The 12426-nt window shown below is 68.6% G+C and carries 12 protein-coding genes; 3 read left to right on the top strand and 9 right to left on the bottom strand.

What is annotated here, in order from left to right:
* Positions 1 to 31: 31 nt before the first annotated feature.
* The gene (locus tag OG741_RS04630) at positions 32 to 865 is read right to left on the bottom strand and encodes a universal stress protein (RefSeq protein WP_405595392.1); all 834 of its coding nucleotides are present in this window, start codon (positions 863 to 865) and stop codon (positions 32 to 34) included.
* Positions 866 to 1157: 292 nt separating this feature from the next.
* On the opposite strand from OG741_RS04630, the gene OG741_RS04625 reads away from it, so the two are divergent.
* The 3 genes from OG741_RS04625 to OG741_RS04615 all read left to right on the top strand — a co-directional run bounded on the left by OG741_RS04625 (position 1158) and on the right by OG741_RS04615 (position 3099).
* Positions 1158 to 2354, top strand: a complete 1197-nt coding sequence (locus OG741_RS04625) for a site-2 protease family protein (RefSeq protein WP_405595390.1) — start codon at positions 1158 to 1160, stop codon at positions 2352 to 2354.
* A 102-nt stretch (positions 2355 to 2456) separates the two neighbouring features.
* Positions 2457 to 2801: an OsmC family protein gene (locus tag OG741_RS04620; protein WP_405595388.1), complete on the top strand. Its 345-nt coding sequence runs from the start codon at positions 2457 to 2459 to the stop codon at positions 2799 to 2801.
* Positions 2802 to 2886: 85 nt separating this feature from the next.
* Positions 2887 to 3099, top strand: coding sequence for a universal stress protein (locus tag OG741_RS04615; protein WP_266484924.1), 213 nt, complete (start codon positions 2887 to 2889; stop codon positions 3097 to 3099).
* Between the two features lie 89 nt (positions 3100 to 3188).
* Here the strand turns inward: OG741_RS04615 and OG741_RS04610 are convergent, their stop codons facing one another.
* From OG741_RS04610 to adhE, 8 genes are all read right to left on the bottom strand, one after another.
* A complete protein-coding gene (locus OG741_RS04610; RefSeq protein WP_405605391.1) occupies positions 3189 to 3461 on the bottom strand; it encodes a universal stress protein in 273 nt (90 codons plus the stop codon).
* On the bottom strand, positions 3458 to 3727 hold the full coding sequence (locus tag OG741_RS04605; protein ID WP_405595385.1) for a universal stress protein: 270 nt from the start codon (positions 3725 to 3727) through the stop codon (positions 3458 to 3460). The genes OG741_RS04610 and OG741_RS04605 overlap by 4 nt, the downstream gene beginning before the upstream one ends.
* Complete coding sequence (locus OG741_RS04600; RefSeq protein WP_405605389.1) at positions 3724 to 3990, bottom strand: SHOCT domain-containing protein; 267 nt, start codon at positions 3988 to 3990, stop codon at positions 3724 to 3726. Before OG741_RS04600 ends, OG741_RS04605 begins: the two co-directional genes overlap by 4 nt.
* A 190-nt stretch (positions 3991 to 4180) precedes the next feature.
* On the bottom strand, positions 4181 to 5692 hold the full coding sequence (locus OG741_RS04595; RefSeq protein ID WP_405595383.1) for a YfcC family protein: 1512 nt from the start codon (positions 5690 to 5692) through the stop codon (positions 4181 to 4183).
* Positions 5689 to 6642, bottom strand: a complete 954-nt coding sequence (arcC, locus tag OG741_RS04590; RefSeq protein ID WP_405595381.1) for a carbamate kinase — start codon at positions 6640 to 6642, stop codon at positions 5689 to 5691. The genes OG741_RS04595 and arcC overlap by 4 nt, the downstream gene beginning before the upstream one ends.
* Before the next feature lie 41 nt (positions 6643 to 6683).
* Complete coding sequence (gene argF / locus OG741_RS04585) at positions 6684 to 7685, bottom strand: ornithine carbamoyltransferase (protein ID WP_405595378.1); 1002 nt, start codon at positions 7683 to 7685, stop codon at positions 6684 to 6686.
* A 70-nt stretch (positions 7686 to 7755) separates the two neighbouring features.
* Positions 7756 to 8979 (bottom strand): arginine deiminase, encoded by a 1224-nt coding sequence (locus OG741_RS04580; RefSeq protein WP_405595376.1) that lies wholly within the window; start codon positions 8977 to 8979, stop codon positions 7756 to 7758.
* A gap of 624 nt (positions 8980 to 9603) precedes the next feature.
* Entirely contained in the window at positions 9604 to 12264 is a 2661-nt protein-coding gene (adhE, locus tag OG741_RS04575) for a bifunctional acetaldehyde-CoA/alcohol dehydrogenase (RefSeq protein WP_405595374.1), read from the bottom strand.
* Positions 12265 to 12426 lie beyond the last annotated feature (162 nt).

The following is a 12426-nucleotide window of genomic DNA, read 5'->3' as shown; positions in this document are numbered from 1 at the left end:
CGCCGGAATGGTTGACCGCCGATCGGTTCGGTCAGGAGGGCACGACGGCCACAGGGCAGTTGGTTCGACACAGGAGTGAGTGAACGGCAGGAGCGAGCGCGCCCCCTCGCCGCCCCACCACCAGCAGATCCGTCCTGGCAGAGGCCCACTCCAGCGCCTGAGTCGCGGTGAAGAGGACGACGTCCTGGAGGACCGGAACCCGGGGGTACTTCTCACGCCACGGCCGCAGAGCATCGGACAGCAGTTGCACCTCCTGGTCTTCCTGCTCGCACCGGTCCCGCTCGGGCATCGGGAAAGGCATCCGTTCGGCGTCCCCGGAGGAGGGGGACCATGCGTGAACGGCGTGCAGGGGGCCGCCCAGCCTCTGGGCGGCCTCGAACGCGAAGGCGATCGAGGCGTCCGCCGCATCGCGCGCGTCGATTCCGACCGCGACCCGGTCGGTTGTTGCCTCCACGTCGGCCGGGAGGCCACCGGGCACGAGCACGACCGGGCGCGCGGACTGATCGGCGACGCTTTCGGCGGTGGAACCGAGGGGCAGTCCGGCGAAGCCGCCGGCCCCATGCGTTCCGAGCACGACGACGGACGCTTCCGCGCCCTCGGCGATCAGCGCCGGGACGGCCGGGCCGCTCAGCCATACGCCCTCGGCCCGCAGGTCCGGGTACCGGGCGGACAGCACCTGAAGAGACCGCTCGGGCAAGTGAGCGGGCCGGTATGGCCAGACGTCCACCAGGTCCTGTGCGGACAGCGGCGACACATGGACGACCCGCAGGCCCTGGGCACGCCGCAGCGCCTCCCGGGCCGCCCAGTCCGCAGCGATCGCACTGCGAGCGGACCCGTCGACGCCCACAACCACTCGCTGTTCCATGACGGTTCGCCTCTCGCCCGGCGGGGTGTGTCCTTGCCCACCACTTTGGTCCGCTTTCTCACGGTCGGCATGGGCCGTACGGGTCCCAGATCGGCGCCTCGCGGCCCTTCTGTCCGCAGCAGTGGAGGTGTGACGCTCGCCGAGCCTGCGGACTGAGGTCAGGGCCAGCCGTCCCCAGGTGTGGACCGTGTGGCCCTGATCCCGCCGCTGCACGGGGCACCAGGATGGTGGCGAAGGAAACGGAGACAAGGGGCTCGGTCGGTGACACCCGTTGGGGAATCCGGTCCTGATCGTGCGCCAGAAAGCGGGAATCGTGAAGGAGACGCTTCCGCTGGGCCGGATAGCCGGTATACGCGTCGGGCTCCACTGGAGTGTGCTGGTCATCGTCGTCCTCGTCGCGCTGACTCTCGCACGAGGGCGGTTTCCCTCTGCGCACGCGGGCGAATCGGCCTGGGTCTACTGGGGACTCGGGATCGTCACGGCGGTCGTCTTCCTTGTGTCGCTGCTGGCACATGAGCTCGCACACGCCGTTGTCGCGCGTCGCAACGGCGTCGAGGTCGAAGGCATCACGCTGTGGATGCTGGGCGGAGTCGCACGACTGCGCGGCGAGGCGAAGGACCCGGGTGCAGAACTGCGTATCGCCGGAGTGGGACCGCTGGTCAGCGCTGCGGCAGCGATTCTGTTCACAGGAGTCGCGGTCTGGCTGGAGATCCTGGCCGTGCCCGGGCTCGTCGTCGAGGCCATCGCCTGGCTGGCTGCCATCAATTTCGTGCTGGCAGTGTTCAACGCTGTTCCCGCGGCACCGCTGGACGGCGGTCGAGTGCTGCGCGCGTTCCTGTGGTGGCGCAGCGGCGATCGGGTGCGGGCAGCGCTCAGCGCCGCGAACGCAGGGCGGGCGCTGGGCTGGTTCATGCTGTTCGCGGGCTTTGCGTCGGTCCTGGTCACTGGGGAACTCGGTGGGCTGTGGTCGGCTCTCATCGGCTGGTTCCTGATCGCCGCCGCGACGGCGGAGGGGCGGGAGGCACAGCTGCGGGGCGCGCTGGCCGGGGTGGCGGTGCGCCAGGTGATGACACCCGCCCCGGTCACAGTCGCTGCCACCGACACGGTCGAACAGCTCCTCAGCACGATGCCGTTCGGCCTGACTCGCCATTCGGCGTTCCCAGTGGTGTCGCACGACGGCAAGCCGGTCGGTCTGATGACAGTCACCAGGGTCAGCAGCGTGCCTGTGGGGGCACGATCCGCCACCGTCGTGGGAGGCGTCATGTGCCCATTGACCGATGTGGCGACGGCGGAGCCCGGTGAGGCCGTCATTGACCTTCTGCCGCGCCTCGAGTCGAGTGCCGAGCGGCGCGCCCTGGTGCTGGACGACGGACATCTCGTCGGCATCGTCGCTCTGTCGGACATCACTCGCGCGGTCTCGTGGCTGACGACAGCGACACGTTCAGGGCCAGTCACAACTGATAAGCAAGGGAGGCACGGTGATGGATGACCAAGCCAGAGCCGGCGGCGGTGCGGCCCTGCGTTCCGGGGCGGCAGCACCCCAGGAACTATCGATGTCACGCACGTGTCCGGCCAGTCGTACGCAGTGTTTGTGCGCGATCACGAACTGACCGTCGACCAACCGGTCGACGCGGGAGGCTCCGACGAAGGGCCCACTCCCGTGGAGCTGTTCGTCTCCTCGCTCGCTTCGTGTGTCGCTTACTACGCAGGACGTTTTCTGGAGCGCCATCACCTGCCGTACGAGAGCCTGCGGGTGCGGGCGGAGTTCGACATGGCCGACGACCGCCCGGCGCGGGTTTCGGCCGTGCGCATGAGGATCGAACTGCCTGAAGAGATCGGCACGGTGAGGCGCAGGAGCCTGCTTGCTGTTGTCGATCACTGCACGGTGCACAACTCGCTGCGCGTCCCTCCCGAGATCAGCGTGGGTGTCGGATGATGCCGGCCGGACAACTGTCCAGGGTGGGGCGAGCGATCCCCCTGGCCTCACCGCCGTACTCGACAGGACAGGGCTAGGAACCGGCATGAAGCAATCGACGTACGAGTGCCTGGTCGTGGGCGTGGACGGCTCTGACGCGTCGCTCACCGCGCTGCGCTGGTCGGCCACCCAGGCCAGGTTGTTGCGGACTCACGTGGTTGCCGTGCACGTCTGGCTGCCGACGGGCACATACCGCGCACCTTACGCGTCTCCCGCCGAGCTGCCCTCGCCGGAGCAGGATCGCCGGCGTGCAGCTTAGACGCTCCACGACACGTGTCCCGCCTTCTCGAACTGGACCCGGACGCACAGGTATGCACCCTGCTGGACCAGGGGTCGCCCGTCCCGGTACTACTGCGCCACGTTGCCCTTCGAAGTGGCGGCCCTGACGAGTACTACGGGCCGTTCGGTGGCAGTGATCGTTGCCATGGTGACGGAACCGATGAGGGAGCCCGGCACACCCGTCAGCCGGAGCGAACCGATCACCAGCATTTCCGCCTTCGGAGCTTCGGCGGGCACAGGGAGGCCGCGGGCCGCCCGGACAGTCGGCTCGTGGTGATCTCCAGGCCTGGATGGCGCTTTGGGAGTTCGTCGGAGGTGCGGCTCAGGAGGGTGTCGGCCTATCGGCGCTGTTCATCCGGGCTGACCAGGCGGACCACGGCCGTCGTGGGCCAATCGTCCGCATGGACGAGGTGCAGGCTGTCTCGGCGCAACGCGGCCTCACGTGCCGCCCAATGAGCCGCGGCGATACTTTGCGGCGAGCCGTCCAGGCCCGCGGTGACGGTTCCAGTCGTGGTCGGGACCTCCTTCGGCCGGCCCGCACGGACCCGAACAGGCCCGCGTTCCCCGCCCGATCGGCCCTGCCAAGCGGGCTGCGGCCTGAGGGTCAAGGCTTGGTGGGTGGACCGGAGGCGTGCAGCGTGGCGAGGCGTCGGCGGTACTCCTCGTCGTCGATCTCGCCACGTGCGAACCGCTCGGCAAGCACCTGCTCCGGTGACGGCACGCTCGGGCCGTGGGTGTGCTCGGGAGTCTGGCCCAGGGCGCGGAAGAGAAGAACGGCAACGGTGATGATCAGCACCCAGAACAGGATCATGCTGGCCGACATCGCGAACCAGCCCCAGCCGCTGACGCCGTGGTCGAACCAGAACATCATCACGATCACCTCCCCGGTCGCCCGGACTGCGGGTGCGGACCCGCTGTCCGGCTTGGCTCATGCGTCACTGCCATCGTCGCCGGACATTGGCCGGTGGGTGCAGAGTCCACTGGTCCCGGGCTGTTGGGCCGGTCAGCCCCTACCGGGGGCGGGTAACGCGACGGGCCGACGGCGTGGTGGGGGCCGGTCGTCAACCGAGCGTCGCTCCCAGAGCCAGGAAGACCGCGACCGCGGCCAACAGGATGCCCATGAGAGGTGCCATGAACCGCAGGTAGCGGTCGTAGCGGACCTTGGCGAGGGCCAGGCCGCCCATCACGACCGCGGAGGTCGGGGTGATCAGATTGACCCAGCCGGAGGCCGATTGGTAGGCGGTGACCACCAAGGCGCGGCTGACGCCAGCGAAGTCGGCGAGCGGGGCGAGGATGGGCATCGCCAGCGCCGCGTGGCCGGACGAGGAGGGCACGAGGAAGGCCAGGGGTATGTTCACCAGGAACATCAGCACCGTGAAGATCCCCGAGGACCTTCCCGAGACGGCATTGTTGAGGCTGTCGAGGATGGTGTCGGTGACGCTGGCATTGTTCATGATCACGGTGACACCGCGGGCCAGCATGATGATGAGCGCTGCTCCGATGAAGTCTCCGGCGCCCGCGACGATCGCGTCTGCTGTTCCCTTCTCGCCCAGCCCGGCGATGAGGCCCACCACGATGGCTGCCACGATGAACAGAGCCGCCAGTTCGGGGAAGTACCAGCCAAGGGTCGGCAGGAATGTGACGTTCAGGTCCGCCCAGGGAATTACGGCGAAGATCATGAAAAGGAAGGTCGCCGCGAACACCGTCAGCACGATCCGCTGACGCAGTGTCGGTGGTGTGGTGGAGGAGCCCTGGGACCTGAGTTCGTCGTCCTCGGGCATCGGGGCGACAAGGGAGCGGGAGGGGTCCTTGTGCACGCGGTTGGCGTAGCGCACCAGATAGGCCGCGGCCAGTGCCGTCAGGACGGCCCACATCAGCAGCCGCAGCACGATGCCGTCGCCAGTGCCGATGCCGGCACTGTCGGAAGCCACGCCGGTGGCGAACGGGTTCACAGTGGAGGCGAGCGTGCCCACTCCGGCACCGACCATGATCACACTCGCGCCGGTCATCCTGTCGTAGCCGAGCTTGAGCATGAGCGGGATCATCAGCGCGTAGAAGCCCAGCGTTTCCTCGGCCATGCCGTAGGTGGTGCCGCCGAGCGAGAACAGTGCCAGAAGCACGACGAGCAGGAGTGTCCTGTGCCCCTTGAGGCGTTCGGCGAGGTGGGCCACGCCGGAGGTGAGTGCGCCGGTGCGCAGGGTGACGGTGATGAAGGCGCCGACGGCCAGGACGAACAGGAACACTCCCGCAGCCCCGAAGAAATCGCCGCTGCCTCCTGGCGCGGTGAGTCCGGACTGCGTGTCGGTGACCCCGTAGAGGCCGTTGACGGGGGCGAGGAAAAGGTCCTTGAGCCGACTCCAGAACCCCGTGGCCAGCTCCACGGAGTGGTATGTGCCCGGTATCGGGCTGCCGTCCTTGGTGTCGTAGCGGCCGGCGGGGATGACGAAGGTCAGTGCCCAGACCACGAGGGTGACGGCCACCAGGACGGTGAAGGCCGATGGAAAGCGCAGCTTTCTCCTTCGCGCCTGTGGGGCCGGGGCCGGGGTTGCTGAGGTGGCTGGTGTTGTGGTCATGTCTGGTTCCCTGGTGCGTCGTTGGTGTTCTGGGGGTAGCGGCCGTTGGGCGTGACGACGGTGCCTGCTGAGCCGTCGAGGATGGCCTGTGCGTCGTTGAGAGATCCGATGGCTGCCATCCCGCCGGTGAGTTCCACGAAACGGCAGGCCGCCTCGGCTTTTGGCCCCATGGATCCGGCCGCGAACGGTTCCGCGCGCAGCCCCGCCGGTGTGGTGCGACCGATGGGTTCCGCATCCGGTGTGCCGTAGCGGCGCATGGCCTGAGGGACGTCCGTGAGCAGCAACAGCGCGTCGGCATCGAGTGCTTCGGCAAGCAGGGCGGCGGTGAGGTCCTTGTCGACGACCGCTTCCACACCCGTGAGCTGTCCGTGCTCGTCCCGGATCACGGGGACACCGCCGCCGCCTGCGCAGACGGCAACGGCGCCGGAGGTGAGCAAGAGACGGATCAGCCTGGTTTCCACGACGCGTTGCGGATCGGGCGACGGCACGACCCGGCGCCAGTGCGGTCCGTCGGCCTTGACGGTCCAGCCGCGCTCGGCGGCGAGACGCTCGGCTTCTTCGCGTTCGTAGACTGGACCCACGAACTTGGCGGGGTTGGCGAAGGCGGGGTCCGCGGCAGAGACGAGGGTCTGGTTGAGCAGGGCGCAGACCTGGCGCCCGGGCAGAGCGTTCTGCAGGGACTGCAGCAGCCAGTAGCCGATCATTCCCTGTGTCTCGGCGCCCAGAACGTCGAAGGGGTAAGGGCTGGTGAGGGACCTGTCGGCGGCGCTCTGGAGGGCGAGCAGGCCGACCTGCGGGCCGTTCCCATGAGTGATCACCAGTTCGTGCCGGTGGGCGAGAGGGGCCAGGGCGGCCACGGCCGCTTGAATGTTGGTGTGTTGGACGGCGGCGTCCGGCCGGTCTCCCCTGCGCAGCAGGGCATTGCCGCCGAGCGCGATGACGACGCGCATGACTTCTCCTGTGTGTGCGGTTCCGAACGGGCGGCCTCGCGTCAGTCGCCGAGGGTGGCGACGAGAAGGGCCTTGATGGTGTGCATCCGGTTCTCGGCCTGGGCGAAGACGATGGAGTGGGCCGACTCGAAGACCTCGTCGGTGACTTCGAGGGCGCTCATGCCGGTGCGGGACAGGATGTCCGCGCCCACGGTGGTCCCGCTGTCGTGGAAGGCCGGGAGGCAGTGCATGAACTTCACCCGCGGATTGCCCGTTGCCTTGAGCACGCGCGAGGTGACCTGGTACGGCTTGAGCAGGGCGATACGCTCGTCCCACATCTCCTTCGGCTCTCCCATGGAGACCCAGACATCGGTGTAGAGGAAGTCCACGCCGGCCACACCTTCGGCGAGGTCCTCGGTGAGGGTGATCCGTGCGCCGGTGGACTCGGCGATCCGCCGGGCCTCCTTGACCACCTCAGGGGCGTTGCGCAGGCTCGCGGGCCCGACCATGCGCACATCCATGCCGAGCATCGCGGCGGTTATCAGCAGTGAGTTGCCCACGTTGTTACGAGCATCGCCGAGGTAGGCGAAGGAGATCTCGTGCAGGGGCTTGTCCGTGTGCTCCCACATGGTCAGAACATCGGCGAGCGACTGGGTGGGGTGCCACTCGTCGGTCAGGCCGTTCCACACCGGGACGCCGGAGTATTCGGCCAGTTCCTCTACGTTGCTCTGGCTGCTGCCCCGGTATTCGATGCCGTCGAAGAGGCAGCCCAGGACACGGGCGGTGTCCTTGATGGACTCCTTGTGGCCGATCTGGGAGCCCGACGGCTCCAAGTAGGTGACGTGGGCGCCCTGTTGATGAGCGGCCACTTCGAAGGCGCAGCGGGTACGGGTGGACGTCTTCTCGAAGATCAGGGCGAGGTTCTTGCCCTGCAGGCGCTGCTGCTCGGTGCCCGCGTACCGGGCGGCCTTGAGCCGGGCGGACAGGTCCAGAAGGTAGTGGAACTCGGCCGGAGTGAGATCGAGTTCCTTCAGAAGCGAGCGGTGACGCAGGTTGACGGGCATGGCGGGGCTCTCCTTGAGCGCGTGGTGAAGGGGTGGGAGGCCGGATCGGCGGGAGCGCGGGCGGTCGGTATCAGGCGGCGTCGCGTTCTACGGGGCAGCTCATGCAGCGTGGTCCGCCGCGGCCCCGGCCCAGCTCGCTGCCCCGGATGGTGATGACCTCGATGCCTTTGCGGCGCAGGTGGGTGTTGGTGGTGACGTTGCGCTCGTAGGCGAATACGACGCCGGGTTCGACGGCCAGGACGTTGCAGCCGTCGTCCCACTGCTCGCGCTCGGCGGAGTGCACGTCTTGGGTGGGCGTGAGCACGGTGATGGCATCCAGGTCCAGAGCGTCGGCGATCGCGTGATGCATGTACTCCGGCGCGTGGTCGGTGATCCTCAGGCTCGCGCCGTCGGGACCGGGTTCGATGGTGCAGGACGGCAGCATGCCCAGCCCCGCGTACTTGGTGAAGGTGTCACCGCTGACCATGGTCATCACGGTGTCGAGGTGCATGAAGCTGCGGGACTTGGGCAGGTCGACCGCCACGACGCGGCGGGCCGAACCGGCGGCGAACATCCGCAGGGCGAGTGCTTCGACGGCCTGGGGAGTGGTGCGCTCGCTCATGCCGACCAGGACCGCGCCGTTGCCGATGACCAGGACGTCACCGCCCTCGATGGTGGACGGGTACGCCGACTGCCCGTCGGCCCAACGACGGAACTCCTGCTTCTCGAACAGGGGATGGTGCCGATAGATGGCTTCGAAGTGGACGGTCTCCCGGCGACGCGCCCGCTTCTTCATTGGGTTCACGCTCACCCCGTCGTAGATCCAGCACGAGGTGTCGCGGGTGAACAGGTGGTTGGGCAAGGGCGCGAGGACGAAGTCGTGGGGCGCCATGGCGTGCAGGCGCACACTGGGGACGGCGCCGAGGCGGCCCAGCAGTTCGCGCTGGGTGATGCCGCCCACGAGGTATGCCGTCAGCTCGGCCGGTTCGAGGGCGTCGAAGAAGGCTCGTATGCGGTCCGTGGCGAGTGGGCCGTATTCCCTGTCGTCGAAGACCCGGTCGTGGATGAGCGTCCGGGCGGCGGGGTGTGCGAGCGTCTCGGTGAGCAGGTCGGAGAAGAGGTGCACGCCCACGCCGCGGTCGCGCAGGGCGTCGGCGAAGGCGTCGTGCTCCTCCCTCGCCCGCTTGACCCACAGCACGTCGTCGAAGAGCAACGCGTCCTTGTTCGTGGGCGTCAGGCGCTTCAGCTCCAGGTCGGGCCGGTGCAGGATCACCTGCTTGAGCCGCCCGGTCTCGGAATCGACGCGAAAGGACATGGGGACTCCTGGGAAGGGGAAATGAGGGACGCGATCGATCTCCGAAGCCGGGCGCACGGCCGCTGCGGCCTCACCGGCTGTCCTCGCCGGTGGCTGATGGTGCGTCGGGGAGATCAACTGAACCCTGTCACCCGACCCACCCCACGGCCGGGCTGCGAAGGTCCCCTTCCGCCGGCCGCCCGGTACCGGAGGCCGTGGCCTGAACGGGACGTTGGAGGGGGCCCGTTCGGCCCTGGCATACGCATCGCTGCGCCGGGGCTACGAGCGGTGGCGTGTGCGTCGTCGCCCTCGTCGGCCCATGGCGATGGCTGAGCGGCGGCCCATGCGGACAACGAGGTCACCCTGACGGTCCGTTGCGGGTCGATGGGCTCGACGGGCGGGGCCGGTCGGCCCAGGCAGGCCGGGCGGTGCGCGCGGCAGCCTTGGGTCGATCAAGGAGGATCTCTGATGAACCGACACAAGACCAGCCCGGCCGTTGACGTCCAGGTGGCGACCCGCGGCCAGGTGCCCCGGGGGATCGGCCCGCTACGCCCGGGAGAAGACGCTTGCCGCGCTTGAGCATGTGAGCGAACCGATCTTGGGCGTCCGGTGGGGTCGTTCGGCCCATGCCGCCAGCCGGCCGCCCTATTCAGCGGGGGTGCCCGGTCGGCCGTAGTAGGCCGTGCGCATGATCTGTTGCATGTCGTCGAGGATGGGCATGCGGGGGTTGGCAGGGGCGCACTGGTCCTCGTAGGCGTTCAGGGCTTGGTGGGGCAGGGCGTCCAGGAAGGTCTGTTCGTCGACGCCGAGGGTCTGGAAGGACGGCTCGATGCCGACGGCGTCGCGAAGGTGTTCCACGGCGGTGGCGAGGGATTCGACGCCTTCGGCCGGGGAGCCGGCGGGAAGTCCAAGGGTGCGGGCGATGTCCTGGAAGCGTTCCGGGGCGCGGTACTGCTCGTACTTGGGCCAGCCCGTGAGCTTGGCCGGGACGGTGCCGTTGTAGCGGATGACGTGCGGCAGGAGGACGGCATTGGTACGGCCGTGAGCCAGGTGGAACGTGGCGCCGAGGGTGTGGGACATGGCGTGCACGATGCCGAGGAAGGCGTTGCCGAAGGCCATGCCGGCGATGGTGCCCGCGTTGTGCATCTTCTCCCGTGCGTCGGGCCGGTCGGCCCGGTCGTTCACGGCAGCTTCGAGGTTGTCGAAGATGAGCCCGATGGCGTGCAGGGCGGGGCCGTCGGTGAAGTCGTTGGCGTAGACCGACACGTACGCCTCGATGGCGTGGGTGAGGGCGTCGAAGCCGCTGTCGGCGGCCAACGCCGGGGGCAGGTCGGCGGTGAGCAGCGGGTCGATGATGGCCACGCTGGGGGTCAGCGCATAGTCGGCCAGCGGATACTTCTTGCCGGTCGCGGGGTCGGAGATGACGGCGAACGGGGTGACTTCGGCGCCGGTGCCGGAGGTGGTGGGGATGCACACCAGGCGGGCACGCTCGCCGAGGACGGGGAAGCGGAAGGCCCGCTTGCGGATGTCGGAGAACTTCTGCCTCATGTCGGCGAAGTCGATGTCCGGCTGCTCGTACAGCAGCCACATCACCTTGGCCGCGTCCATGGGTGAGCCGCCGCCGAGAGCGATGATGGTGTCCGGGCGGAATTCGCGCATCAGGCGGGCGCCGCGCTGTACGGAGTCGATGCTCGGCTCGGGCTCGACGTTGTCGATGACCTGCACGGTCACCGGTTCGCGGCGGCGCTGCAACACGCGGCTGACGCGGTCGACGAAGCCGAGGCGGGTCATGGTCGCGTCGGTGACCACGGTGACCCGGTGGACGTCCGGCATGGACGCCAGATAGCGGATGGCCTGCGGCTCGAAGTAGATCTTCGGCGGGACCTTGAACCACTGCAGGTTGTTCTGGCGGGTGCTGACGCGCTTGATGTTCAGCAGGTTCGCGGCGGAGACGTTGTTGGAGACCGAGGTGCTGCCCCAGGAACCGCAGCCGAGGGTCAGCGACGGCAGCAGGCTGTTGTAGATGCCGCCTATGGCGCCTTGGGAGGAAGGGGCGTTGACGATGATCCGTACCGTCTTCATGCGCCGGCCGTACTCCTCGGCGAGCGCGGGGTCCGCGGTGTGGATGACCGCGCTGTGTCCTTGCCCGTGGAAGGAGACCATGTCGGCGGCCAGGTCGAAGCCCTGCTGCTGTGAGCCGGCGCGCAGCACGGTGAGCACCGGGCAGAGCTTCTCGCGGGTCAGCGGCTCCTCCGGGCCGACCCGGTCGGCCTCGACGAGAATGATCGAGGTGTCGACGGGCACGGTGAAGCCCGCCTGCTCGGCGATCCACGCCGGGCTCTGGCCGACGGCCGCGGGGTTGACCTTGGGCTCGCAGCCGCTGCCCGTGACACCGGTGGGGAAGAGGTACGCCTCCAGCTTCGCCTTCTCCTCGGCGTCGGCCAGGTGGGCGTGCAGGGTGCGGAACTCGGCCAGGGCCGCGTCGTAGATCTCGGTGTCCAGGATGACGGCCTGCTCGGAGGCGCAGATCATGCCGTTGTCGAACGACTTGGACAGGACGAGGTCGTTGACGGCCCGGCGCAGCTTGGCGCTTTTGTGGACGTAGGCGGGGACATTGCCCGCACCGACGCCGAGTGCGGGCTTTCCGGCCGAATAGGCGGCCTTGACCATGGCGTTGCCGCCGGTGGCAAGGATCAGAGAGACGCCCGGGTGGTGCATCAGGACGTTGGTCGCCTCGATGGACGGAGACTCGATCCACTGCACACAGTGCTCCGGCGCGCCTGCGGCGATGGCCGCGTCCCGTATGACGCGGGCTGCCTGCGAGCTGCAGCGCTGGGCGGAGGGGTGGAAGGCGAAGACGACCGGGTTGCGGGTCTTCAGCGCCATGAGCGACTTGAAGATCGTCGTTGAGGTCGGGTTGGTGACCGGGGTGACCGCGCAGAGCACGCCGACCGGTTCGGCCATCTCGATGATGCCGTCGATGTCGTCGCGTGCGACGACGCCGACGGTCCGCATCCGCGCCATGCTGTGGGTGACGTGTTCGCACGCGAACATGTTCTTGGCGGCCTTGTCCTCGAAGACGCCGCGGCCGGTCTCCTCCACCGCGATCCGGGCCAGTTCGGTGTGCCGGTCCAAGGCTGCGACCGAGGCCTTCTTGACGATGTGGTCGACCTGCTCCTGGGTGAGGTCCTCGTAATCGGCGAGCGCCTTGAGCCCGCGTGAGACCAATTGGTCGACAGCAATGGCAATGTCTGACGGCGCACCGCCGGGGGCAGCGGTCGGGATTCGATCGTCCTGTCGGGTCATGGGGATGTGCCTCCGTCGTCGCATGCCACGGCCTGAGGGCCGAAGGCGTCCGGGTGGGAGCGGCACCGCGGGGGATCGGCACCGCTCCCGCCACCACCGTCTCTCGGGCCCGGTCCGGCGCCCCAGGTACCGATGGTCCCCGGTGAGCGGAGACCGGCCCCG

This window comes from Streptomyces sp. NBC_01410, from assembly GCF_045040195.1.
In the GTDB taxonomy this organism is placed as follows: domain Bacteria; phylum Actinomycetota; class Actinomycetes; order Streptomycetales; family Streptomycetaceae; genus Streptomyces.
This window is presented reverse-complemented; position numbering and strand designations above follow the sequence as displayed.

Coding starts and splice junctions, on each gene's coding strand:
- OG741_RS04630 (WP_405595392.1), bottom strand. CDS start 865: ATGGAACAGCGAGTGGTTGTGGGCGTCGACGGGTCCGCTCGCAGTGCG.
- OG741_RS04615 (WP_266484924.1), top strand. CDS start 2,887: ATGAAGCAATCGACGTACGAGTGCCTGGTCGTGGGCGTGGACGGCTCT.
- OG741_RS04600 (WP_405605389.1), bottom strand. CDS start 3,990: ATGATGTTCTGGTTCGACCACGGCGTCAGCGGCTGGGGCTGGTTCGCG.
- OG741_RS04595 (WP_405595383.1), bottom strand. CDS start 5,692: ATGACCACAACACCAGCCACCTCAGCAACCCCGGCCCCGGCCCCACAG.
- arcC (WP_405595381.1), bottom strand. CDS start 6,642: ATGCGCGTCGTCATCGCGCTCGGCGGCAATGCCCTGCTGCGCAGGGGA.
- argF (WP_405595378.1), bottom strand. CDS start 7,685: ATGCCCGTCAACCTGCGTCACCGCTCGCTTCTGAAGGAACTCGATCTC.
- OG741_RS04580 (WP_405595376.1), bottom strand. CDS start 8,979: ATGTCCTTTCGCGTCGATTCCGAGACCGGGCGGCTCAAGCAGGTGATC.
- adhE (WP_405595374.1), bottom strand. CDS start 12,264: ATGACCCGACAGGACGATCGAATCCCGACCGCTGCCCCCGGCGGTGCG.